This is a genomic window from Streptomyces sp. SA15, assembly GCF_002291145.1.
Classification (GTDB): Bacteria; Actinomycetota; Actinomycetes; order Streptomycetales; family Streptomycetaceae; genus Streptomyces.
The window spans coordinates 39,732-61,994 of record NZ_NTGE01000213.1; the positions used below are offsets into that span (position 1 = coordinate 39,732).

Sequence of the window (22,263 nt, forward strand, 5' to 3'; positions counted from 1 at the left end):
TCAGGGAAAGGGCTGGTCAGCCCTTGTTGGCGCCGAGTGTCAGGCCGCTGACGAACTGGCGCTGGAGCACGAAGTACACGATCAGGGTCGGGATCGCGGTGAGCAGGGCGCCGGCGGCGACCAGGTTGGGGTCGGTGAAGTACGCGCCGGTGAGGTTGTTCAGCGCCGAGGTGATCGGCATGTTCTCGCCGGTGGAGATGAGGACCAGGGCCCAGAAGAAGTCGTTGTAGATCCAGATGGAGAGCAGGGTGGCCAGGGCCGCCATCGCCGGGCGGCACAGCGGCAGCACGATCTGCCAGTACTGACGCCACACCGAGGCGCCGTCGACGAGCGCGGCCTCGGTCAGCTCGTGCGGCAGCGTGCGCATGTAGTTGCTGAGCACGAAGGCGCAGAAGCCCGACTGGAACGCGACATGGATGAGGACCAGGCCGAGCGCGGAGTCGTAGAGCTTGCCGGACATGGTGATGCCGGGCAGGTCGATCAGCAGGTACAGGCGGTACAGGGGGGTGATGATGACCTGCTGGGGGAGCAGGTTGCCCGCGGTGAAGACGAGCAGCAGCGCGAGGTTGAGGCGGAAGTCGAAGCGGCTGACGTAGAAGGCGACCATCGACGACAGGAACAGCGTCAACAGCACCGCCGGGACGGCGATGATCATCGTGTTGACGAAGTAGTGGCTCATGTCCGACTGCGTGAACGCGTTGGTGAAGTTGTCGAAGGTCAGCGTGTCCGGCCAGGACACGTATCCCTTCTCACTGGTCTCCGCGTATGGCCGCATGGCCGAGTACAGCGCCCACAGCAGCGGCGCGAGCCAGGCCAGTGAGGCGCCGGCGAGGAAGAGGTGCAGCAGGATCCGGGCCGGGCGGACGGGCGTGCGGACCTTGGTCACGGCGGTGGTGCTCATGCGCGCCGCTCCTTCCGGAAGGTGGCCACCAGGTAGGGAATGATCACGACGAGGGAGATCAGCAGCAGGACGACCGCGATCGCGGAGCCGTACCCGATGCGGCTGGACTCGCCGATGATGTTGTTGGTGACCAGGATCGAGAGCAGCTCGGTGCCCTCGGCGCCCTTGTTGAAGACGAAGACCAGGTCGAAGGCGCGCAGGGCCTCGATGATGGTGACGACCAGGACGACGGTGTTGGTGGGGCGCAGCGTCGGGAAGATGACGTTCTTGAACGTCTGCCACTCGCTCGCCCCGTCCAGCGCGGACGCCTCCCGCAGCGAGGGGTCGACGCCCTTGAGTCCGGCCAGGTAGAGGATCATCATGTAGCCGGCGTGGCGCCAGGACGCGGCGACCAGGATCGCCCAGAGGTTGAGGTCCGGGTCGCCGATCCAGTCGATGTACTTGCCCGGCTCGTTGGCCCCGATGATGCTGTTGATCAGGCCGGTGTCGGGGTTGTAGATCAGCTGCCAGACGAAGCCGATGACGGCCATCGACATCACGACGGGCAGGAAGAAGGCGGTCTGGTAGACGCGGCTGAACCGGATGTTCTTGTCCAGCTGCACGGCCAGGAACAGGCCGAGCGGGGTCGGGATCAGGATCAGGACGACGAACCAGACGACGTTGTGCTGGACGGCGGGCCAGAACTGCGGGTTCTGCTCGAAGAGTTCCTTGAAGTTCTGCAGCCCGACCCACTGGATCGAGTCGAAGCCGATGCCGTCCCAGGTGGTGAAGGCCAGCGCGATCGAGGCCAGGGCCGTCACCCAGACGAGGGCGATGTGAAGGATCGTGGGCAGGCCCGCCATCAGACCGAGGATGAGCCGGTCGCGGCGGGTCAGCAGGCGACGGTGCCCCTGGGGCACCTTCTTGGCGGGGGCAGCGCCCGGAGGCGGCACGGCGGCCGCCTCCGGGGTCTCCTTGGTGATGTCGGTCGTCATGAGGAGGCGAAGATCGTCTTCTTCTGGCGCTCGATCGACGACAGGATGCCGTCGACGCCCTTGGGGTCGCGGATGAACTTCTGCAGCGCGGGCTGCATCACCGTGGAGGTGAAGTCCGGCCGGCTGTCACGGTCCATGAACTGCGTCAGGCTCTTCGCCCCGCTGATCATGTCGTACGCCTTCTTCTGCAGGGGGGTGTACGACGACGTGTCGGCCTTGGTGGAGGCGTGGACCACGCTCGGGTCGGACTTCAGGTAGATGGTCTCGGCGTCCGGAGTGCCCAGGTACTCCAGCAGCTTGACGGCTTCGGCCTTGTTCTTCGGGCTCTTGCTCATCATGAAGCCGTCGGTCGGCGCCTCGACGGTGTCCTGCCCGTACGCCGGGTCGATCTCCGGGAAGGCGAAGAAGTCGAGGTCGTCCAGGTCGGCCTTGTTGGTGAACTGCTGGGCGACGAAGGTGCCCAGCAGATACATGCCGGCCTTCTTCGAGGCGAGCGTCTGGGCCGCGTCCTGCCAGGTGCGGCCGACGGCGCCCTCCTGGTGGTAGGGGAGGATCTCCGCCCACAGGTCGAAGGCCTTGCGCACCTTGGCGTCGGTCCAGGAGGCCTTGCCAGCCATCAGGTCGACATGGAAGTCATAGCCGTTCTGGCGGAAGTTGATCTGGTCGAAGGTGCCGAGCGCGGGCCACGCGTCCTTGTCGCCGAACGCGATCGGAGTGAGCCCGTCCTTCTTCATCTGCTTGCACAGGGCGACGAAGTCGTCCCACTTGGTGGGGACTTCGTAGCCCTTCTCCTGGAAGACACTCTTCCGGTAGAAGATCGCCCACGGGTACGAGTACAGCGGCACGAAGTAGTACTTGCCGTCCTCGCCCTTGCTGAGCTTGTGCATCGCCTCGGGGAAGTTGCCCCCGATGGTCTTCCACACGTCGTCGATCGGGGTGGCCAGTCCCTTGGCCGCGAAGAACTGCATGCGGTATCCGGCGAACCAGGTGAACACGTCGTCCGGCGTGCCCTGGAGGTAGGAGTTGATCTGCTCCTGGAAGGTGTTGGAGTCCTTGGTGTTCACGTCGACCGTGATGCCGGACTTCTTCTTGTAGGCCGCGTAGATGTCGGCGAAGGCCTTCTTCGGGACCGGGTCGGACGCCTTGGAGCCGAGGGTGACCGTCTTCGGGTCGGCGGCCGTGCCGCTGCCGCCGCAGGCGCTCAGCAGGGGTATACCGGCGCCGAGCAGGGCGGCGCCGCCCATGCCGCGCAGCAGGGTGCGGCGGGTGGCAGCGGGGAAGGAGGGGGAGGTGTGGTGCATGGACGGCTCCTGAGGGCAGGGTTCAGCCGGGGGATGCTCGAAAGCCGGTCGCAATCAACCAGAAATCAACTTGACCGAACACGATGGCGCAATAACAGCCGCATGTCAGGTCATACGTCAATAGCTTTCGCCCCCGTTTGTCGAAACGTAATCGACACAACACCGCTCGCCTCGGCGTTGTGGATCACTCGCGGCTGAAGGTAGAGACCAATCGACGGGGCCGCCTCCCCTCCGGGAGAGCCGGGAGATCCAGGAGGGCGGATCAGGGAGATGGGGGCGACGCCCTGGCGGGCGGCTCCAGTTTCACGCCGACGCCCCGCAGAGTGTGCAGATAGCGCGGCCGCGCGGCCGTCTCGCCCAGCTTGCGGCGCAGCCAGGACAGATGGACGTCGATGGTCTGGTCGTCGCCGTACGACTGCTGCCAGACCTCGGCGAGCAGTTCCTTGCGCGGGACGACGACACCTGGCCGGCCGGCCAGGAAGGCGAGCAGGTCGAACTCGCGCCGGGTGAGGTCGAGCCGTACGCCGTCCAGCTCGGCCTGCCGTCTGAGCGGATCCACGGTCAGGCCTCCGACCCGGAGCACGGTCGCCGACGGCGCGTCCCCGGTGGCGGCACGGGACCGCCGTAGGACGGCCGCCATCCGCGCCGACAGATGCTCGACCGAGAACGGCTTGGTCAGGTAGTCGTCCGCCCCTGCGTTCAGCAGCCGGACGATCTCCGTCTCGTCGTCCCGGGCGGTGGCGATGATCACGGGCACGTCGGTGATGCCGCGCAGCATCTTCAGGGCCTCGGAGCCGTCCAGATCGGGCAGACCGAGGTCCAGAATGACCACGTCGAAGCGGAAATGGGCGACCTCGCGCAGCGCCTCCAGTGCCGTACCGACGCTGCGCACGGTGTGCGAAGCGTCGGTCAGATGCCGGATGAGCGCCGAGCGTACGAACTGGTCCTCCTCGACCACGAGCACACTTGCCATGCGCCGCACCGTACGCCATGTCGAACAGGCCCATCCGGCATCTGTGGACAACTCCGCGGCTGTGGACAAACCCCGGCCGCCAGGGAACTGCCAGGAGACCCCCGCGTCACCTGAATACGGATGGCGGCGGCGCCGGAGAGGCCACCGCGGCCGCGTCGGTCACCGGTACGGCCCCTCCTGTGAAGTCGGTGAGGGCCTTGCCGTGTTCCACGCGGCCCGGGTGCGGGTCGGAGGCGGCGCGGCGGGTGAGTTCGGTGAGCGGGAGCGGGTGGTCGCAGGCGACGAGGACCGCGTTGCCGAAGCGTTTGCCGCGCAGGACGGCCGGGTCGGCGAGCAGCGCGAGCTCGGGGAAGCGGGCCGACGCGGTGGCGATCTGGCCGCGCAGGTGGGCCAACGGCGGGCCGTCGGCGAGGTTGGCGGCGTAGAAACCGCCCGGCTTCAGGGCCCGGCGGACCTCGTCGAGGAACTCGGTCGAGGTGAGGTGGGCCGGGGTCCGGGCCCCGCTGAAGACGTCGGCGATGACGAGGTCGGCCCAGCCGTCGGGCACCTTGGCGAGGCCTTCGCGGGCGTCCGCCGACCTGACCCGGATCCGCGTGTTCGGCGCCAACGGCAGTTCCCGGCGGACCAGTTGGACGAGGGGCGCGTCGCGCTCGACGACCTGCTGGGTGGAGCGGGGGCGGGTGGCGGCGACGTAGCGGGCCAGGGTCAGCGCGCCGCCGCCGAGGTGCACGGCGTGTACGGGCCGGCCGGGTGGGGCGACCAGGTCGATGACGTGCCCGAGCCGCCGTTGGTACTCGAAGGACAGATACGCCGGGTCGTCCAGATCGACATGCGACTGCGGAGCCCCGTCGACAAGCAGCGTCCAGGCCCGCGTCCGGTCCCGGTCGGGTATGAGCTCGGCGAGCCCACCGTCGACGGCTTCGACGACGACGGCCGCGCTGTCGCGCCGGGGGCTCCTGGACTTTCCCATTGGGCCATTATCCGGCGCGGTGGGGCGGTGGGCTCAGTGAGCCTTGGCCGTCACGTGCAGTTGTCCGCCGCCTCGATGATCCGCGCCGCCTCCCCCAGCGCCTCCCGCAGCACCGCCGGATCGGTCGCGAGGTCCGCATCGCCCGGCGGCAGCAGCCAGTCCGAGCCCTCGACCGGCGGCTCGAGGCTGAGCCGCACCCCGCGCCCGTCCGTCTCCGTGCACGAGCTGCCCGGCACGTCCCACCCGGCCGCCGTCCCCGGCGGCACCACGAACCCGAGGGTGTCGCCGCCGTCGTCGTGCAGAACGGGCCCCACCGCCTCGTCACCCGCCCCGCGCCGCAGGATGTCGACCGCCTCGAGCCCGTGCCGCGTCGGCACCGTGACGACATCGCACCCGGGGTCCGGACACGCGGGCGGCGCACTGGACATGGTCGGCGTACAAGGATCGATGCTCTGGCTGGTCTCCATCCCGGCCTCCACCACGGAACCTCTCCTCCAACGAGCGGCTCGGGAGTCGGGCCGCTCCCGGTCCGCAAGGTTCAACGCGCCCACGCGTCAACGGCTACGGCGGAAGTCCGCCGCAAAGGATGGCAGTTCATGGCAGATCCCGGATGAGATATCCGGTTTGTAGCCAAACACAGCGTGGCGGGTCCGGCACAGCCGGTACGTTCTTGCCCGCCGGAAGCAAGGTGACAACATCGATTAATTCGATTAATCGGTCAAGTCATGGTGAATCCGGCATGGTTCGACGGTTCGCACGAGAGGACCCGGCCATGGCGTCGTCAAAGGACACCCCGCCCCAGTCCCCCACACCACCGCAGCCGAACCTCGCGTTCCGGCGCCTGCGCGGACAGCGCTCGCCGGCCGAGTTCGCCGCGGCGGTACGGCGGGCCGCCCGTGAGATCGGCGAGCGGGTCAGCTGCGACGCACGCTACGTCGGCCGGGTCGAGGCGGGTGAGATCCGCTGCCCCAACTACGCGTACGAGCGGGTGTTCTTGCACATGTTTCCCGGCCGCACCCTCACCGACCTTGGGTTCGCGCCCCGCTCGTCCGTACGCGGACGCCGGGCGCACGCACCCGAGGACGCGCCCCCCTCGGGCGCCACACTCCCGGCGTACGCCACGAGTGAGACGCCAGGGGCGTACGAGCCGTATGAAACGCAGGACCCGCACGAGCGTTATCACCCGCACGACCCGCAAGACCCGTACGACCCGCAGGACCTGTACGAGACGCACGACAACTACGAGGAGAGCGACGTGCTGCGTCGCGCATTCATGACCGGCGGTGGTGCCACGGTGGCCGCCGCCTCCCTGGGCCCCATCGGGCTCGCCTTCGACGCCGCGGCCGCGGAACGTCCCGTCCGTCGCGTCGGGACGAACGAGGTGAGCGCCCTCGAAGAGGCCGTTCGCAGGATCCGGCTGCTCGACGACCGGCACGGCGCCGACGGCCTGTACCGGCGCGCGGCGGAACCTCTGCGCGCCGCCTACGCACTGCTGGACGCGGGCGTGACCCGGCCGACGAGCGCCGAACGACTCCACTCCGGCGCCGGTGAGCTGGCCATCTCGGTGGGCTGGCTGGCCCACGACTCGGGCCGCTTCGACGACGCCCGCTCGCACTACGCGGAGGCGCTCGCGACCGCCCGGATGACCGGCGACGACGCCCTGGAGGCGCACGCCTTCTGCAATACGGCGTTCCTCGCGCGCGACGCCGGACGGCCACGGGAAGCAGTGCGCGCCGCGCAGGCCGCGCAACGCGTCGCGCGCCCCCTGGGCTCCGCCCGCCTGATGTCGCTGCTCTCACTGCGCGAGGCGGGCGGCTGGGCCGGGCTCGCCGACCGCACCGGCTGCGAACAGGCGCTCGCCCGCGCGCAGGCCCTCTACGAGCGCGGCCACTCGGACGCCGACCCCGAGTGGATGAGCTTCTACGGAGAGGCCGAGCTGGAGGGGCTGGAGGCGCAGTGCTGGTCGATGCTGGGCGACTGGCCTCGCGCGGCCCGGCACGCGCGCCGTGCGGCCCGCCTCCAGGACCCGCACTTCACGCGGAACATCGCGCTGTACACGGCGGAGCTGGCGGACGACCTCGCGCGCGGCGGGCGCCCCGACGAGGCCGCGGCGGCGGGGATGCGGGTGCTGGATCTGCTGGGCGAGGTGCAGTCGTCGCGGATCCAGACGATGCTGGCGGGGACGGCGAGGGTGCTGCTGCCTCACCGGCGGGCTTCGGGGGTTTCGGCGTTCTTGGAGAGGCACGGGAGCCTGCCGCGCACGGCCTAGCTGCGGGCAGTCGTGCCGCTGGGGCGGCTCCCGACCCAAAGAGAGCGGCACCCGGCCAGCGCCGGCGAGCGAAACCCACCCGCCCGCACCAGCACCGAGCACCGCACTACCCCGTCAGGTGCCCCAAGTCGTTCCAGCTCTCGATCGCAGGCTCCCCATAAGCCCACCCGAGCACCGACAAGGACGTCGGATTCAGCCTGATCCGCGCCCCGAAATCAATCGGCAGCCCCAACCACCGCGCCCCGATGGTCCGCAATATGTGCCCGTGCGCGAACACCAGCACATCCCGCTCCTCGGCCCGCGCCCAGCCCACCACCTCGTCCGCCCGCGCCGTCACCTCGGCCGTCGACTCACCCTCCGGCACCCCGTCCCGCCAGATCAGCCACCCCGGCCGCACGGCCTGGATCTCCTCCGGAGTCATCCCCTCGTACGCCCCGTAGTCCCACTCCATCAGCGTGTCCCAGGTGCGCGCCCGCTCGCCGAACCCGGCGAGTTCGCACGTCTCACGCGCGCGTGCCAGAGGGCTGGTGCGCACCTCGACTCCGGTCAGGCCGTCGAACGGCGCCCGGTGCAGGCGCTCGCCGAGCAGCTTCGCGCCCCGGCGGCCCTCTTCCAGGAGCGGCACGTCGGTCCTGCCCGTGTGCTTGCCGGACAGCGACCATTGCGTCTGTCCGTGCCGGGCGAGCAGGATGCGCGGTGCCATGAACGGAACCTCCAGGAGAAATGAGAGGCGGAACCGCTCCATCATCGCGCACCCTGTTCAGGGGCAACCCGACGGGCGATCTTTGCGTCTTTGAGGGCCGGGGGCGCTCCACGGGAGCGCGCACACGCGCCGTAAAGTGGCACGACCGAAAACACACCACGGGACGCCGCGCGACACGAAGGGGGAGGGCGATCGGATGCCGCAGACCGAGTCACCAGGCATCGAGGCGGTCCCGAGGACCCGGTTGCGCTGGTGGACCGAGCTGCCGCTGATCCTCCTGGTGTACGCCTGCTACTCCGCGGGCCGGCTGATGGTACGGGGTGACGTCACCAGTGCCGTCGACCACGGTCTGGCCATCCTGCGCGTCGAGAAGTTCCTGCACATCAACGCGGAGCACCCGCTCAACCGGCTGTTCACGCGCGAGGCGTGGATCGGCATACCCGCCGACTTCTGGTACGCGTCGCTGCACTACCTGGTCACGCCCGTGCTCCTGGTCTGGCTCTTCAGATCCCGCGCCGTGCACTACCGCATGGCCCGCACCTGGCTGATGACGTCCACCTTCATCGGTCTGATCGGCTTCACCCTGCTGCCGACCTGTCCGCCCCGTCTGCTCTCCTCGGACCACGGCTTCGTCGACACGATGGCCCAGTACAGCTCGTACGGCTGGTGGGGCGGCGAGGCGAGCGCGCCGCGGGGTCTGGGCGGTATGACGAACCAGTACGCGGCCATGCCGAGTCTGCACGTGGGCTGGGCGCTGTGGTGCGGAGTGATTCTGTGGAAGTACGGCGGGACGCGTACCACGAAGGTCGCCGGCGTCGTCTATCCGCTGGTGACGACGATCGTGGTGATGGGCACCGCGAACCACTACTTCCTCGACGCGGCCGCGGGCGCGGTCGTGATGGCGATCGGGCTGCTGCTCGCCCCGGTCGTTCTGCGGTACGCGGACCCGGTGATGGCGCGGATGCGGGCCCGGGTCGCGGCCGTCGCGCCGGTCTCTCCGGGCGCACGTGCCTCGATTGTCAGTGGCGGATGGAAGACTTCCGCGGGTGAGCGAATTCCACGGCAGCGCGAGTCACGGTTCTCAGACGGAGCCGAGCCGCCCAGTGCCGCCCCCAAGGACGCGGGGGACGGCGCTCCGGCAGCGGCTCGCTGAGCTGCGCGGTCCCGACGTACCGGCCAAGGCCCTGGACGCACGCGCCCTCGCGGCGCTCGCCGCGAACCCCGGGTGCAGACGGCGCGCGATCCTCGACGGGGCCGGGGTGAACAAGGCGTCGCTGGCGAGCGCACTGGGCTCGCCGTCCGCCTTCGGGCAGTCGCAGTTCGCGCTCACGCGGGGGAACGCCTTCGAGAAACGGGTCAAGGCGGACGGCGGCGCGGAGCTGCTGCGGCTGGTGCACGAGAAGCTGGACCGGGGCGCCGAGCCACCGTCGGACGCCCAGGTGCCCGAGCTCACCGCGATCGGCCCCGAGGGCCGCACGGCCCGTACGGCCCTCGCCCTGCGCGAGGCCACCGCGGCCGGTGCCTGGACGCTGCTCGACCATCCGATGCTGTCGCTCGACGTCGCCGGTTCGCCCGCCTTCCTGGAGCCGGACGCGGTGGTGGTGCACCCGGACGGCAGCTGGACGGTCGTGGAGATCAAGTCGTTCCCGATGCTGGACGGCTCTGCGGACCCGGCGAAGGTGGGCGCGGCCGCGCGGCAGGCCGCGGTGTACGTGCTGGCGCTGGAAGGGGTCGCGGCACACCTGATCCCACCCTCGCGCGTGCGGCACCACGTCCTGCTCGTCTGCCCCAAGGACTTCTCTAACCTGCCCACCGCGTCCGCCGTCGATGTCCGCAAGCAGCGCGCGGTGACCGCCCGTCAGCTGGCTCGCCTCACCCGGGTCCAGGACATCGCCGACGGCCTGCCCGAGGGCACCTGCTTCTCCCCCGACCTGCCGGCCGACGAGCTGACGGCCGCGGTGGAATCGGTTCCGGCGACCTACGCGCCCGAGTGCCTGTCCGCGTGCGAGCTGGCCTTCCACTGCCGCGACCGTTCCCGGACGGAAGGCGCGGTGACCTCCCTCGGCCGCTCTGTGCGCGCCGAGCTGGGCGGTCTGACGACGGTCGACGACGTCCTCGCGGCGGCCCACGGACAGGCCGGGGACCCCGAGGACCCGGCCGTGGCGGCGCTGCGGCGTGCGGCGGCCCTGCGGGCGGAAGTGCTGCGGGCAGAGCAGGGGGCCGCATGTCGCTGATCGCCACACTGGCCCGGCTGGAGGCCGTCAGTACCGGCCGCGCCCAGCCCGCCGCCACCGTCCGGCACCGGCACCTGTCCGAGCGGCCCTTGGTCCTCGTGCCGCTCACCACCGCCGGTGAGGCCGGTGCGCCGCTCGGCGCGCTGGTGGGCACCGACCGGGACGCGCCACGGCTGTTGGTCGTCCCGCAGCCGCGCGACCGCGACCTCAGGTTCGTGTTCCTGGCCGAGCTGGCCGATGTCGTACTGCCGTATGTGGACGCGTACGCCGATGTCGTCGAGGCGGCCGAGCGCACCGAGACCGACGCGGAGACCGGCAAGCGGGTCAAGGTCGAGGTCGACCTGTGCGCGGACGCCCCGCAGCTGATCGTGCCGAGCCGCGCGGGCATCGAGTTCCTCCGGCTGCTCGGGCGCTCCATGCGCTTCAGGCGTACGGCGGAACAGGACCCGGAGACCCCGTACCCCGCGCCGCCGCGGCTGCCGTTGCTCGGCCGGTGGCTGACCCACTTCGCCGAGCGCGCCCGCGTCCCCGGGTCCTCGCTGCTGCTGGCCATGACGGACGTACTGGCCCGGCACTGGGCGACCGGCCAGTCCACCCTGGAGGACCAGCACCTGGGGGCGCTGCTCGCCTGGATCGACCCGCCGGAGGGGACCACCGGCGCCGAGGCCGCGCTCCACGCCGAGCTACGGCGGGACGCGCAGGGCCAGCTGCTGTGCCCACCCGCCGGGCCCGCCACCGACCCGGCGTTCGACAACAAGCTCCTCGCCCCCGCCATCGAGCGCTACGACCGCGCCCGCACCGCCCTCGCCGCCGCCGAGGACGGCCTGGAGGCCGACGACCGGCTCGGCGCGCTCACCGCCGCCGAGCGTGAGATCCGCGCGCTGGTCGAGAGCCGGACGCGCCCCACCTGGGACGCGGTGTGGCGCGGTGTGGACCTGCTGCGGGCGCTGCCCGACGGCGCGCACGTCGAGGAGCGGTGGACGCGCGACCGCTGGTCGTTCACCGGCCACCGTGACCGTGTCCTGGCCGGCGAGCCCCCGCAGCCACGCCGCGACGACGCGGTCACCGCCGCGAACAAGCTCGCCGCGCGCGAGCGCGAACAGGCCCGCCTCGAGGCCCAGGAGGCCCTCGACGACCCGCTGGTGATGGCGGGGCGGCGGCTGTCCGGGGAGGCGTTCGCGGGCGAGGTCACGGATGTCGTCATGGCGTACAGCGAGGGCAAGCGGCCGAGCCCCCGCCCGCTGGTGACCGTACGGACCGACGACCGGCCGCACCTCGGCGAGCGGGCCAAGGTGTACCGGTCGCTGGGCGGCAAGCCGCAGGCGGCAGAGTTCGTCGGCCAGGAAGCGGAGGATCTGCTGGTCCTGCGGATCGTCGACAAGATGGGCCGGGGGAAAGAACCCGAGGCCGGTTCGGTGCCGGAGAAGGGCGACCGGGTCTGCTTCACGCTCTTCGAGCACGAGCAGCGCGGCGGCGCGAAACTGCCCGACCCTCAGGACACGCCGTGGACGCACGGCGGGCCGCCGGGCGAGGCGTCGACTCCTGATCCCGACCCCGTGACCGAGGAGGACGTCCTGTGACCACCCAGGCCTTTGCCCCGCAGGCCTTCGACCCCGGCGCCGAGGCCTCCCGTGCCACCGACGCGATCCTCCGCGACACCCTGCACGGTCCGGCGCGCGGCGTCGTCGTGGACTCCCCGCCGGGCGCCGGCAAATCCACGCTCGTGGTCCGTGCGGCGCTCGAGCTCGCCGAGGCGGGGCGCCCGTTGATGGTCGTGGCACAGACGAACGCCCAGGTCGACGACCTGGTGCTCAGACTGGCCGAGAAGAACCCCGAGCTGCCCGTCGGCCGGCTGCACAGCAGCGACGCCGACCCGTACGACAAGGCGCTGGACGACCTGCCGAACGTACGGAAGTCGGCGAAGGCCGCCGACCTCACCGGGCTCGCGGTCGTGATCTCCACCGCCGCCAAGTGGGGGCATGTCAAGGTCGACGAGCCCTGGCGGCACGCGATCGTCGACGAGGCCTACCAGATGCGCTCCGACGCGCTGCTCGCCGTGGCCGGCCTCTTCGAGCGGGCGCTGTTCGTGGGCGACCCGGGCCAGCTGGACCCGTTCGCGATCGTGGGCAGCGAGCAGTGGGCGGGGCTGTCGTACGACCCCTCGGCGTCCGCCGTGACGACCCTGCTCGCGCACAATCCCGAGCTGCCGCAGCACCGCCTGCCGGTGTCCTGGCGGCTCCCCGCGTCGGCCGCGCCCCTGGTCTCCGACGCCTTCTACCCGTACACGCCCTTCCGCAGCGGCACGGACCACGGCGACCGCCACCTTGCCTTCGCGGTCCCCTCGGACGGTTCGGGCCCCGACCGGGTGATCGACGAGGCGGCCGAGTCGGGCTGGGGCCTGCTGGAGCTGCCCGCGCGGCACACCCCGCGGACGGATCCCGAGGCGGTGCGGGCGGTGGCGACGGTCGTACGACGGCTGCTGGACCGGGGCGGCGCGGCCACGTCGGAGCGCGCGCCCGACCCCACCCCCCTCACCCCCGACCGGATCGCCGTCGGCACGGCCCACCGCGACCAGGCGGCCGCCGTCCGCGCGGCGCTCGCCGACCTGGGCGTCACGGACGTCACCGTCGACACGGCGAACCGCCTCCAGGGCCGCGAGTACGACGTCACGGTCGTCCTCCACCCGCTCTCCGGCCGCCCCGACGCCACCGCCTTCCACCTGGAGACGGGCCGCCTGTGCGTCCTGGCCTCCCGCCACCGCCACGCCTGCGTCGTGGTGTGCCGGGCCGGGGTCACCGACCTCCTGGACGACTACCCGTCCACGGAACCGGTCCAGCTCGGCACGGTCGTGAAGTTCCCGGACGGCTGGGAGGCGAACCACGCGGTGCTGGCGCACCTCACGGAGCACAAGGTGCCCTGGCGGCCATGACGGCAGCCTGGGGAACACGCATGGCCGGGCAGATCCGCACTCCGGCCTCACCCGGCTCACACCGACTGCGCGCCCCCACGCCGCCGGGCGGAGCCCGGCACGCCGCCGGAGGCGGCCAATGGATACAGCCCGGACGGCTGGGAGGCGAACCACGCCGTGCTGGCGCACCTCGCGGAGCTGGCCATGACGGCAGCCTGGGGAACACGCGTGGCCAACGCATGCAGCCCGGATGGCGGCCGAACACCGAGTGACCTGGCGCCAGTGACGTCAGGGGAACATCGCGTGGCCCGGAGACCTTGATACCGCGGGAGGCCTCCGACCCTCTTGCGCGTTCGCGGGACAATGGACGGTGGCCCACTCACCGACGGGTCATCCGGTACGTACGAGGAGGAGAAGACATGGCGGAGCCCACGCCGCGTCGGAACGAACCGCGGCTACGCCCCGCGCCCCTGCTCTTCGAGCCCGCGGAGGCCGCGGCCGACCCGGAGCACTTCTTCGATCTGGAGTCGATCGACGACCCCCGCGCGCTGCTGGCCCGCGCCACGGAGCTGACGCAGGCGTTCCGCGCGGCCGCCGACCGTGCCGTGGAGTTCCAGGCGATCGCGGCTGCGCAGCTGGCCGACCCGCGGCGTTTCGACCGGCTGACGCCCGCGGACATCGCCGCGCGCGCGGAGTGGACCGAGGACTACGCGAAGAAGATGGTCGAGTTCGGCCGGGACCTGATGCGCGGCGCCGAGGGCCGGAACCACCCCGACCCGGTGTGAGGCGCCGGCGCCACGGGGCATATGCCAGGCGGGCAAGGTACTCGCTCCCACCCCCTCTCGTCCCGTTTTCCGGCAACTCTCGGAGACGGATTCCTCACGCCCGGTAGACGTAGTGGCATGAGCAGCACACGCGACGAGACCATCCCCCACCGCACCCCCCACCGCATCGACGACCGCAGCGACGTCTCGGGGGTCACCCCGGACGGCGCCGCCTGGCTCGCCTCCGCGGCAACGTATCCGCGCAGCGCCCTCGCACTCTGGGAGGAACGGCCGGACGCACCGGTCGTCCTGCCCAGCGGCACCGCCTTCGACGTCGTCAGCGCGCCCGCGCTCTTCGGGCGCCGGATGCTCGACCGGCTGTGGGACGAGGGCCCGGGATCGGGGCCGGTGGCGGCGTTCCGGGGCAGGATGCTTCTGTTCGCCGCCCCCGGCACGGCACAGCGGCTGCCCTCGCTACTGCGCTGGGAGGAGTTCGGCCGCGCGGGGGCCGTCCCGCCGCTGCTGTGCCACGGCACCGGCGACGCGGTGACCGTCCCCGCCCCCGCGGGCGGCGCCTCGCGCAACCGGTTCGGCTCCCGCTGGCTGGTCGCGCCGGACACCCGTCGCCCCTGGCTGCCAGGTCCCGAGGTCCTGCTGTGGGCGGCTGTCCGGGCGGCCCGCGCGGCCGTGCGGATATCGATTTTTCCTCCCGCCGATCAGGGTGCTAAGGTCTACGACGTCAGCAGGCGCCGCTAGCTCAGTTGGTTAGAGCAGCTGACTCTTAATCAGCGGGTCCGGGGTTCGAGTCCCTGGCGGCGCACGACACCGAAAGGCCTCTCGCGGAAGCGAGGGGCCTTTTCGCATGCTCCCGCAGGGCACCGCACTACCCGACCGCGATCTTCACCGTCCACGCCCCCGAGGCCGTACGCCCCTCCACCGCCACCCGCACGTCCTCCCCCGGCACGGTGAAGCTCTCCCCGAGAGCGACCGGCGCGTCCGCGAGCGGAGGGTAGACGGAGTCCTCCCAGCACGCCTCGGTGTGCGGGTGGGCGTCGATCACCTCGACCGGTCCGCGACCGGACTCGGCCCCGCTGTGCACCCGGTAGACGAGGATCCCCGGCCGGCAGGCCGCCTCGTCGCTGCCCACCGGCCCGCGCGCCTCGAAGGCGAGCGCGCTGTCGACCCCGGTGCGCACGACGGCCAGCTTGGTGCCGCTGCCGAGCCCGAAGGCCGGAGCCCCGGCCGCGCCCGCGACGGGGACGCCCGGTCCCGCGCCGAGCGGTTCCAGAGTCAGCCGCGTCGGCTCGAACGGCCGTACGCACGCCACCTGCCGCGGCTCGATCCACCCCAGCTTCCACTTGTGCCAGCCGAACAGGTCCGGCGCCAGTCCGAACTGGCTGCCCATCAGATCCCAGTCCCCGACGAACGTGTCCCAGTCGCCCTTGCCGTCCATCGGCCGGTGGTACAGGTCCGGCAGGTCGAACACGTGCCCGGTCTCGTGGGCCAGCACCAGCCGGTCCGGCGGATGCCGCTCGAAGACCGTGACGACCCGCCGGAGGTCCGTGCCGTCGACCCGCATCGGCTCGTCCAGGTTGACCACCTTCGTCGCGTCCGAGTCCACGCCGGGCGCGTGCGGATCGGCGACGAAGTAGACGATGTCGTAGCGCGAGAAGTCGACCTGCCCATCGGCCACGGCGAGCGCGTCACGCAGGTAGGCGGCCCGGTGCGCGGTGCTCCAGTCGCGCTGCATGGCGTACGACATCGAGGGCCGCGGCATCCGGATCCAGTGCCGGAGCGGGTGCGGGCGCAGGGTGAACCGGCCGTAGGAAGCGCGCTCGAAGAAGTCGCTGGTGGCCGGGAAATGGTCGGCGGTCAACTCGGCGGGTGTGGTCAACGGCACCGAGTCCGGGAAGGACAGGAAGACCATCACCGCGTCGAGCGAGCGGCTCGGGCGCGGATACGCGGCGTTCCAGGTGTCCAGCCCCTCCGAGTGGTGGGCGTCGGTGCGCTCCAGGGCGCAGGGGGCCGCCGCGAACGGCTCGGCGACCGAGGGGCCGGTCACGACGGAGGTCGCGGCGAGCGCCGAAAGGGTGGTGAACACGGCCGCGGTGTTGCGCAGTCGGGGGCGCGGGAACTGACGCGGCACTGGGACCTCCGGGAACGGTTCACGGGACACCGAACCCAGCTTGTGAGAATTTGTCATACAACGCCCTGTTTGGCTGCACCGGACGAGTGAGAAGGCGGAGGGATCGTCAGAAGCGACACCCCGGATCGCTCACGGAACGTCACAACTGGTCAGGCGTCCGAGGAACCCGTCCAGACGCGAGCAGAAACGATCTGTCAGAAGTGCCGGTCCGTCCGGGACACTGGACAGTGGCTGGAAGGGCCCGGGGCCAGCCCCCTATGATCGGCACACTTTCCTGGCGGACAGCGATCGAATGCACTGCGGGAGTGAGCGGTGAGCGGAACGTCCGAAGGGCCGACGCCCGCGGCAGACCTCGACGGGTCCGCCGCCACAGAGAGTGACAGCATCGCATCTCCACGTACGGCGGAGGCGTACCGTTCGGTGTTCGACGCCGCGCCGCTCGCCATGGCCGTCGTCGACCGCGAGGGTCTGGTCGTCGGCGCCAACGACCAGCTCGGCGAACTCCTCGGCAGCGCACCTCAGGCACTGGCCGGGCGCATCGCCGCCGATCTGGTGGACCTGGCCTCCGACGCCCGCTCCTGGCACGCCTACCGGGAGATCCTGCGCGGCCGGCAGGCCAAGCTGCGCTGCACGCGCCGCATCAAGAACCCCGACGGCCAGTCCTTCTGGGCTCAGGTCACGGTCGCCCCCCTCCCGCAGGACGGACCCGGCGTCGTCCTGCTGTCCGTGGCCGACATCAGCGGCCACCGCGAACTCCAGGCCAGGCTGCGCCACTTGCAGATGCACGACCCGGTGACCCGGCTGCCCAACCGCACCCTGTTCTTCGAACGCCTCACGGCCGCACTGGAGACGGAGTCGTACGAGCAGGGCGGCACCGGCCGGATCGGCCTGTGCTACCTGGACCTGGACGGCTTCAAGGCCGTCAACGACACCCTCGGCCACCGCGTCGGCGACCGCCTGCTGGCCGCCGTGGCGGAACGTCTCACGCGGTGCGCGGAGGAGGCCGGCACCGGCCGGGTGAGTACCCCGCTGGTGGCGCGGCTCGGCGGCGACGAATTCGCCCTGCTCGTCGAGGACTCGACCGGCACCGAACAGCTCGCAGACCTCGCCGAGTCCGTCCTGACGGCGATTCAGGCGCCGTTCGACATCACCGGCCGGCGGCTGTCGGTCTCCGCCTCCATCGGGGTTGTGGAGCGGCAGGCGGCGGGCACGACCGCCACGGGTCTCATGCAGGCCGCCGATACGACGCTGTACTGGGCGAAGGCCGACGGCAAGTCCCGCTGGACGCTCTTCGACCCGGAGCGCAACGCCCACCGCATGACGCGCCAGGCCCTCGCCTCCACGCTCCGCCCCGCCATCGAGCGGGGCGAGTTCACCCTCGAGTACCAGCCGCTGGTGTGCATGGAGGACGGCCGACTGCGGGGCGTCGAGGCGCTGGTCCGATGGAATCATCCACAGTTCGGCGTACTGACGCCGAATCGGTTCATCGGATTGGCCGAGGCGGACGGCTCGATCGTGCCGCTCGGCCGCTGGGTGCTGGCCACCGCCTGCCGCCAGGCCCGCCGCTGGCAGTTGGACCACCCCGAGGAGCCGCCGATCTTCGTGAGCGTCAACGTGGCGGTGCGTCAGGTCTGGGACTCGGATCTGGTGGCGGACGTGGCGGAGATCCTCGCGGAGACGCGCCTGGAGCCGGAGTTGTTGCAGTTGGAGCTGACGGAGTCGGCGGTGATGGGCTCGGCGGGCCGCCCGCTCCAGGCGCTGCAGGCGCTCAGCGACATGGGCGTGCACATCGCCATCGACGACTTCGGCACGGGCTACTCGAACCTCGCGTACCTGAGCCGGCTGCCGGTGTCGGTGCTGAAGCTGGACGGGTCCTTCGTACGGGGATTCCAGTACGAGGGGGAAGGCGTCGCTCCGAACCCGGCGGACGAGGTCGTCGTGGAGGCGATGATCCAGCTCGCCCACCGGCTCGGCCTGACCGTCACCGCGGAGTGCGTGGAGACGTCGGCGCAGGCCGCCCGGCTGCGGCGGATCGGGTGCGACACCGGTCAGGGGTGGCTGTACTCGCGGCCGGTGCCGCCGGATCGTATCTCCGGGTTGTTGGAGGTACGGGTGTGACGACGGCCGCGAGGCTCAGGCCGCGGGCAGTCCGTAGGCGTCCGCGATGAGCTCGTACGACCGCAGGCGTACGTCCCCGCTGTGGGCGTTGCCCGTGATCATCAGCTCGTCGGCGCCGGTGCGCTTGTGCAGGTCGTCGAGGCCGGTGCGGACCTCGTCGGGGGTGCCGTGGATGACGTTGGCGTTCCAGGAGTCCATGAACTCCCGCTCCATCGGGCTGAACTCGTAGGTCTCCGCCTCTTCCGGGGTGGGGACGAGGCCGGGGCGGCCGGTGCGCAGGCGGATCATGTTCAGCGCGGCGGCCATGACCTGCCGGCGGGCCTCGCGGGGGTCCTCGGTGGCGAGGGCGGAGACGCCGATGAGGGCGTACGGCTCGTCCAGGACGGCGGACGGCCGGAAGGACTCCCGGTACAGGTCCAGGGCCGGGACGGTGTTCTGCGCCGAGAAGTGGTGCGCGAAGGCGAAGGGCAGGCCGAGGGCGCCGGCGAGGCGGGCGCTGAAGCCGGAGGAGCCGAGAAGCCAGACGGGCGGGCGGTGCGGGGACTGGACGCCGCCGGGGGAGGTCGCCTGGATGGGGCCCGGGACGGCGTGGATACGGCGGTAGCGGTGGCCGTCGGGAAAGTCGTCGTCGAGGAAACGGATCAGCTCGGCGAGCTGCTCGGGGAAGTCGTCGGCGCCCTCGTTGAGGCGGTCGGTACGGCGGAGGGCTGCGGCCGTGGCGCCGTCGGTGCCCGGCGCTCGGCCGAGGCCGAGGTCGACGCGGCCCGGGGCCATGGCTTCCAGCGTGCCGAACTGCTCCGCGATGACCAGCGGGGCGTGGTTGGGGAGCATCACGCCGCCCGAGCCGAGGCGGATGCGGGTGGTGTGGGCGGCGAGGTGGGCGAGGATCACGGCCGGCGAGGAGGAGGCGACGCCCGGCATGGAGTGGTGCTCGGCCACCCAGTAGCGGTGGAAACGGCGGGACTCCGTCAGCTTGGCGAGGGCGACGCTGGTGCGGAGGGCGTCGGTGGCGGTGCGGCCCGCGCCGACGGTGACCAGGTCGAGGACGGAGAGGGGGGTGGGGGCGGTGCCGTGGGTTGTTCCCCGGATCTCGTGTGCCGTTGGGATCACGGTGGGGGGCCTCCTGTTGTGTGCCGTGCGCTGTCCTCCGGGGCTAACAGGAGGGGGTCCCCGGTTATTCCGGGGACGCAGTCCCCCGGGGGGTCTGGGGGCGGCGCCCCAGACCCCCCGGAGCCGGCCGTCAGGCCTGGACGATCGGCTCCCGGGTGAACAGTGCGCCCAGCGCCGGCGCGTTCACCCGGCGGTCCGTCAGCCGCAGGGCCTCCCACACCGTCACCTGGTTCGCCGTGAGGACCGGCTTGCCTAGTTCCTTTTCCAGGGCCGGGATGTGGGCCGCCGTATGCAGCGCCGTGTCCGGCAGGAGCAGCGCCTCCGCGTCCGGGTCATCGGCCGCGCGCGCCAGCGCGAACACCTCCGCCTCCCCCCACGTCCCGACCTCCGCCGCCGTGATGATCCCGGAGCCGCGCAGGGCCACGACCTCCGCGCCGCCCGCCCGCAGGAACTCCGCGAAGAGGTCCGCCACGTCGTCCGGATATGTCGCGCCCACCGCGACCCGCCGCGCCCCCAGCTCCCGCACCGCGTGCACGAAGGCGAAGGACGTGGAGGAGGCCGGCATGCCCGCTGTGAGGGCGAGGGCGCGTACCTGCTCGTGGGCGCCCTCCCAGCCGTAGACGAAGCTGCCGCTGGTGCAGGCCCACACCACAGACTCGGCGCCCGCCAGGCGCAGTTCCTCGACGCCCGCCGCGAGCCGCTCCGCGGAGCCCATCTCGCGCAGGGCGTCGACCCGGTGCGCGTCCTCACCGATGTCGGTGTGGAACACGTCCAGTCGGATGTCGCTGCCCAGCAGTTGCTCGATGCGCGGATAGTCGTCCTCGGCGGAGTGGCCCGGGTAGAGGAATCCGAGTGCTGTCATGTCCAGCCTTCCTGCTGCTGTCCTTCGTCCGGCAGTTCCGGTAGTCCGGGCATGTCGGGCAGTCCCGGCAGTTCCGGCACCACGGGACCGGTGCGCGCCGCCGGATCGATCAGCGCCTGGTACGGTCCCACGGCTCGGGTACCCAATCGGCGCAACGCCGCCCACATCGTCACCTGGTTGGCCGAGATCACCGGCATCCGCAGTTCCGCCTCCAGCTGGGGGATCACGTCGTACGTCGGCAGGTTGGTGCAGCTGATGAACAGCGCGTCGGCCCCGTCGTGCACGGCCTTGCGGGCCATCTCCGCCACATCCCGGTACGGGACCTTCCAGATGTGCCTGGTCAGGCCCATGTACGCGCATCCGGTGACCGTGACCCCGGCCTCCGCCACGTACTCCTCCAGCGCGCGGGTCACCGACACCGTGTACGGCGTCACCAGCGCCACCCGCCGTACGCCCAGCTCCTGAAGCGCCTGGAGGAGCGCACCGGACGTCGTCACCGAGGGCACGGCGCCCGCCGTGGTCATCGCCTCGCACATCGCGCGCTCCCCGGCGATCCCGCCGACGAAACTGCCGGACGTACAGGCGTAGGCCACGACCTCGGGTGCGATCGCGGTCAGTGTGCGCACCGCCTCGTGCAGGGTCTCGTGCTCGCTGACCAGACGGGCCAGGTCGAGACTGACCTCGACCGGCACGTACGGCGTGCGTGTCAGGTGCAGTGACACCTCGTCGGGGACCCAACGCCACAGCTCGCGGTCGAGGGCGAAGTCGAAGGGAGCCACGACCCCGACACCGCGCTGGGGGCGCGGGCCACCGAGAAAAGAAACGTCCATGGCAGGCACCGGCCTCACGGTGAGGGACCAGGGGACAACGGACCGTGCACATGTCCGTGTTGACGAAGGTAGGTTGGGGTGCGAGCGTGGTCAATCCGCCCTTGTCACGCCCGCGTCACACCCTGGTCAACCCCCAGTATCCGCCCACGTCAGGCGGCTGTCATGCCCGAAAATCGGCTTCCGAACGGCACCCCCATGACCGCACCCGAATCCGGCCCTCCTCCCTCTTTCGGCCCCGCGGCCGAAAGCACCCCCACCGTCCTCGTCCTCGAGGCCGATCCGCTGCCCCGGCTCGGCCGCCTCACCGGCCGCGCCCGCATCGAGCACGCGGACGAATCGACGCTCGCCGAGCGGCTGCCGTACGCCGATGTGCTGCTGGTGTGGGACTTCACCTCGCACGCGGTACGGGCGGCCTGGCCGGGCGAGGGCCCGCGGCCGCGCTGGGTGCACACGGCGAGCGCGGGCGTGGACCACCTGATGTGTCCGGAACTCGCCGCCTCCGACACCGTGGTGACGAACGCGCGCGGGGTCTTCGACCAGCCGATCGCCGAGTACGTCGCCGCGCTCGTCCTGGCGATGGCCAAGGATCTGCCCCGCACCTGGGACCTCCAGCGGGAGCGGACGTGGCGGCACCGCGAGTCGGAGCGGGTCGCCGGCACGCGCGCGTGCGTCGTCGGGGCGGGGCCGATCGGCCGGGCGATCGTCGCGACGCTCAAGGCGCTCGGCATCACCGCCGCGCTCGTCGGCCGCACCCCGCGCGCCGGGGTCCACGGGCCCGAGGACCTCGACCGGCTGCTGGCCCGCGCCGACTGGGTGATCGCGGCGGCGCCGCTGACCGAGCAGACGTACGGCATGTTCGACGCCCGCCGCTTCGGGGTGATGCAGCCCTCGGCACGGTTCGTGAACATCGGCCGGGGGCAGTTGGTCGTCGAGGACGCGCTGGCCGAGGCGCTGTCCAAGCGCTGGATCGCGGGCGCGGCCCTGGACGTCTTCGAGCACGAGCCGCTGCCCGCCGACAGCCCGCTGTGGCAGGTCCCGAACCTGATCGTCTCCCCGCACATGAGCGGCGACACGGTCGGCTGGCGGGAAGAATTGGGACTTCAGTTCGTGGAGATGTACGAGCGCTGGGAGGCGGGCAAGTCGCTGCCGAACGTGGTCGACAAGCAGCGTGGGTACGTACCAGGCCACTGACCGTCCTGA

General features: G+C 71.4%; 20 protein-coding genes and 1 tRNA gene. 10 read left to right on the forward strand and 11 right to left on the reverse strand.

Features of this window, described 5'->3' with window-relative positions:
• Positions 1-16: 16 nt before the first annotated feature.
• From CLM62_RS45805 to CLM62_RS45830, 6 genes are all read right to left on the reverse strand, one after another.
• Positions 17-901: a carbohydrate ABC transporter permease gene (locus CLM62_RS45805; RefSeq protein WP_095755835.1), complete on the reverse strand. Its 885-nt coding sequence runs from the start codon at positions 899-901 to the stop codon at positions 17-19.
• Positions 898-1,875 carry a carbohydrate ABC transporter permease gene (locus CLM62_RS45810; protein WP_095755836.1) on the reverse strand — a complete coding sequence of 326 codons (978 nt, stop codon included), beginning with the start codon at positions 1,873-1,875 and terminating at the stop codon, positions 898-900. Before CLM62_RS45810 ends, CLM62_RS45805 begins: the two co-directional genes overlap by 4 nt.
• Positions 1,872-3,176: an ABC transporter substrate-binding protein gene (locus CLM62_RS45815; RefSeq protein WP_095755837.1), complete on the reverse strand. Its 1,305-nt coding sequence runs from the start codon at positions 3,174-3,176 to the stop codon at positions 1,872-1,874. Before CLM62_RS45815 ends, CLM62_RS45810 begins: the two co-directional genes overlap by 4 nt.
• Positions 3,177-3,438: 262 nt before the next feature.
• Positions 3,439-4,149 (reverse strand): response regulator transcription factor, encoded by a 711-nt coding sequence (locus CLM62_RS45820; RefSeq protein ID WP_095755838.1) that lies wholly within the window; start codon positions 4,147-4,149, stop codon positions 3,439-3,441.
• 106 nt (positions 4,150-4,255) lie between these two features.
• Positions 4,256-5,119, reverse strand: a complete 864-nt coding sequence (locus CLM62_RS45825; RefSeq protein ID WP_095755839.1) for a spermidine synthase — start codon at positions 5,117-5,119, stop codon at positions 4,256-4,258.
• 50 nt (positions 5,120-5,169) lie between these two features.
• Positions 5,170-5,586, reverse strand: a complete 417-nt coding sequence (locus CLM62_RS45830) for a hypothetical protein (RefSeq protein ID WP_095755866.1) — start codon at positions 5,584-5,586, stop codon at positions 5,170-5,172.
• Between the two features lie 305 nt (positions 5,587-5,891).
• Between CLM62_RS45830 and CLM62_RS45835 the strand changes: the two genes are divergently transcribed.
• Positions 5,892-7,388 (forward strand): hypothetical protein, encoded by a 1,497-nt coding sequence (locus CLM62_RS45835; RefSeq protein ID WP_095755840.1) that lies wholly within the window; start codon positions 5,892-5,894, stop codon positions 7,386-7,388.
• A gap of 106 nt (positions 7,389-7,494) precedes the next feature.
• On the opposite strand, the gene CLM62_RS45840 is transcribed toward CLM62_RS45835, so the two are convergent.
• On the reverse strand, positions 7,495-8,091 hold the full coding sequence (locus CLM62_RS45840; protein WP_095755867.1) for a histidine phosphatase family protein: 597 nt from the start codon (positions 8,089-8,091) through the stop codon (positions 7,495-7,497).
• Between the two features lie 196 nt (positions 8,092-8,287).
• On the opposite strand from CLM62_RS45840, the gene CLM62_RS45845 reads away from it, so the two are divergent.
• The 7 genes from CLM62_RS45845 (at position 8,288) to CLM62_RS45875 (ending at position 14,817) form a co-directional block, all read left to right on the forward strand.
• Positions 8,288-9,244: a phosphatase PAP2 family protein gene (locus CLM62_RS45845; RefSeq protein ID WP_095755841.1), complete on the forward strand. Its 957-nt coding sequence runs from the start codon at positions 8,288-8,290 to the stop codon at positions 9,242-9,244.
• Positions 9,195-10,325 carry a hypothetical protein gene (locus tag CLM62_RS45850; protein WP_095755842.1) on the forward strand — a complete coding sequence of 377 codons (1,131 nt, stop codon included), beginning with the start codon at positions 9,195-9,197 and terminating at the stop codon, positions 10,323-10,325. The genes CLM62_RS45845 and CLM62_RS45850 overlap by 50 nt, the downstream gene beginning before the upstream one ends.
• Positions 10,316-11,905 carry a hypothetical protein gene (locus tag CLM62_RS45855; protein WP_095755843.1) on the forward strand — a complete coding sequence of 530 codons (1,590 nt, stop codon included), beginning with the start codon at positions 10,316-10,318 and terminating at the stop codon, positions 11,903-11,905. The genes CLM62_RS45850 and CLM62_RS45855 overlap by 10 nt, the downstream gene beginning before the upstream one ends.
• Complete coding sequence (locus CLM62_RS45860) at positions 11,902-13,254, forward strand: AAA family ATPase (protein WP_095755844.1); 1,353 nt, start codon at positions 11,902-11,904, stop codon at positions 13,252-13,254. Before CLM62_RS45855 ends, CLM62_RS45860 begins: the two co-directional genes overlap by 4 nt.
• Positions 13,255-13,652: 398 nt before the next feature.
• On the forward strand, positions 13,653-14,018 hold the full coding sequence (locus CLM62_RS45865) for a hypothetical protein (RefSeq protein WP_095755845.1): 366 nt from the start codon (positions 13,653-13,655) through the stop codon (positions 14,016-14,018).
• Positions 14,019-14,135: 117 nt separating this feature from the next.
• A complete protein-coding gene (locus CLM62_RS45870; RefSeq protein WP_179382499.1) occupies positions 14,136-14,753 on the forward strand; it encodes a bifunctional DNA primase/polymerase in 618 nt (205 codons plus the stop codon).
• Positions 14,744-14,817, forward strand: a tRNA-Lys gene (locus CLM62_RS45875). The genes CLM62_RS45870 and CLM62_RS45875 overlap by 10 nt, the downstream gene beginning before the upstream one ends.
• Positions 14,818-14,880: 63 nt before the next feature.
• On the opposite strand, the gene CLM62_RS45880 is transcribed toward CLM62_RS45875, so the two are convergent.
• The gene (locus tag CLM62_RS45880) at positions 14,881-16,173 is read right to left on the reverse strand and encodes a M6 family metalloprotease domain-containing protein (RefSeq protein WP_257004481.1); all 1,293 of its coding nucleotides are present in this window, start codon (positions 16,171-16,173) and stop codon (positions 14,881-14,883) included.
• Positions 16,174-16,455: 282 nt separating this feature from the next.
• On the opposite strand from CLM62_RS45880, the gene CLM62_RS45885 reads away from it, so the two are divergent.
• Complete coding sequence (locus tag CLM62_RS45885) at positions 16,456-18,261, forward strand: bifunctional diguanylate cyclase/phosphodiesterase (protein WP_095755847.1); 1,806 nt, start codon at positions 16,456-16,458, stop codon at positions 18,259-18,261.
• 15 nt (positions 18,262-18,276) lie between these two features.
• Here CLM62_RS45885 and CLM62_RS45890 read toward each other — a convergent pair whose 3' ends face one another.
• The 3 genes from CLM62_RS45890 to CLM62_RS45900 form a co-directional block, all read right to left on the reverse strand.
• Positions 18,277-19,368, reverse strand: coding sequence for an LLM class flavin-dependent oxidoreductase (locus tag CLM62_RS45890; RefSeq protein WP_179382502.1), 1,092 nt, complete (start codon positions 19,366-19,368; stop codon positions 18,277-18,279).
• 133 nt (positions 19,369-19,501) lie between these two features.
• Positions 19,502-20,233, reverse strand: a complete 732-nt coding sequence (locus tag CLM62_RS45895; RefSeq protein WP_095755849.1) for an aspartate/glutamate racemase family protein — start codon at positions 20,231-20,233, stop codon at positions 19,502-19,504.
• A complete protein-coding gene (locus CLM62_RS45900) occupies positions 20,230-21,063 on the reverse strand; it encodes an aspartate/glutamate racemase family protein (RefSeq protein WP_095755850.1) in 834 nt (277 codons plus the stop codon). Before CLM62_RS45900 ends, CLM62_RS45895 begins: the two co-directional genes overlap by 4 nt.
• 195 nt (positions 21,064-21,258) lie before the next feature.
• Here CLM62_RS45900 and CLM62_RS45905 point away from each other — a divergent pair, with 195 nt between their 5' ends.
• Positions 21,259-22,254: a D-2-hydroxyacid dehydrogenase gene (locus CLM62_RS45905; RefSeq protein WP_095755851.1), complete on the forward strand. Its 996-nt coding sequence runs from the start codon at positions 21,259-21,261 to the stop codon at positions 22,252-22,254.
• The last annotated feature ends 9 nt before the right edge of the window (positions 22,255-22,263 follow it).

Coding starts and splice junctions, on each gene's coding strand:
- CLM62_RS45805 (WP_095755835.1), bottom strand. CDS start 901: ATGAGCACCACCGCCGTGACCAAGGTCCGCACGCCCGTCCGCCCGGCC.
- CLM62_RS45810 (WP_095755836.1), bottom strand. CDS start 1,875: ATGACGACCGACATCACCAAGGAGACCCCGGAGGCGGCCGCCGTGCCG.
- CLM62_RS45815 (WP_095755837.1), bottom strand. CDS start 3,176: ATGCACCACACCTCCCCCTCCTTCCCCGCTGCCACCCGCCGCACCCTG.
- CLM62_RS45820 (WP_095755838.1), bottom strand. CDS start 4,149: ATGGCAAGTGTGCTCGTGGTCGAGGAGGACCAGTTCGTACGCTCGGCG.
- CLM62_RS45825 (WP_095755839.1), bottom strand. CDS start 5,119: ATGGGAAAGTCCAGGAGCCCCCGGCGCGACAGCGCGGCCGTCGTCGTC.
- CLM62_RS45830 (WP_095755866.1), bottom strand. CDS start 5,586: ATGGAGACCAGCCAGAGCATCGATCCTTGTACGCCGACCATGTCCAGT.
- CLM62_RS45835 (WP_095755840.1), top strand. CDS start 5,892: ATGGCGTCGTCAAAGGACACCCCGCCCCAGTCCCCCACACCACCGCAG.
- CLM62_RS45840 (WP_095755867.1), bottom strand. CDS start 8,091: ATGGCACCGCGCATCCTGCTCGCCCGGCACGGACAGACGCAATGGTCG.
- CLM62_RS45845 (WP_095755841.1), top strand. CDS start 8,288: ATGCCGCAGACCGAGTCACCAGGCATCGAGGCGGTCCCGAGGACCCGG.
- CLM62_RS45855 (WP_095755843.1), top strand. CDS start 10,316: ATGTCGCTGATCGCCACACTGGCCCGGCTGGAGGCCGTCAGTACCGGC.
- CLM62_RS45865 (WP_095755845.1), top strand. CDS start 13,653: ATGGCGGAGCCCACGCCGCGTCGGAACGAACCGCGGCTACGCCCCGCG.
- CLM62_RS45870 (WP_179382499.1), top strand. CDS start 14,136: ATGAGCAGCACACGCGACGAGACCATCCCCCACCGCACCCCCCACCGC.
- CLM62_RS45895 (WP_095755849.1), bottom strand. CDS start 20,233: ATGACAGCACTCGGATTCCTCTACCCGGGCCACTCCGCCGAGGACGAC.
- CLM62_RS45900 (WP_095755850.1), bottom strand. CDS start 21,063: ATGGACGTTTCTTTTCTCGGTGGCCCGCGCCCCCAGCGCGGTGTCGGG.
- CLM62_RS45905 (WP_095755851.1), top strand. CDS start 21,259: ATGACCGCACCCGAATCCGGCCCTCCTCCCTCTTTCGGCCCCGCGGCC.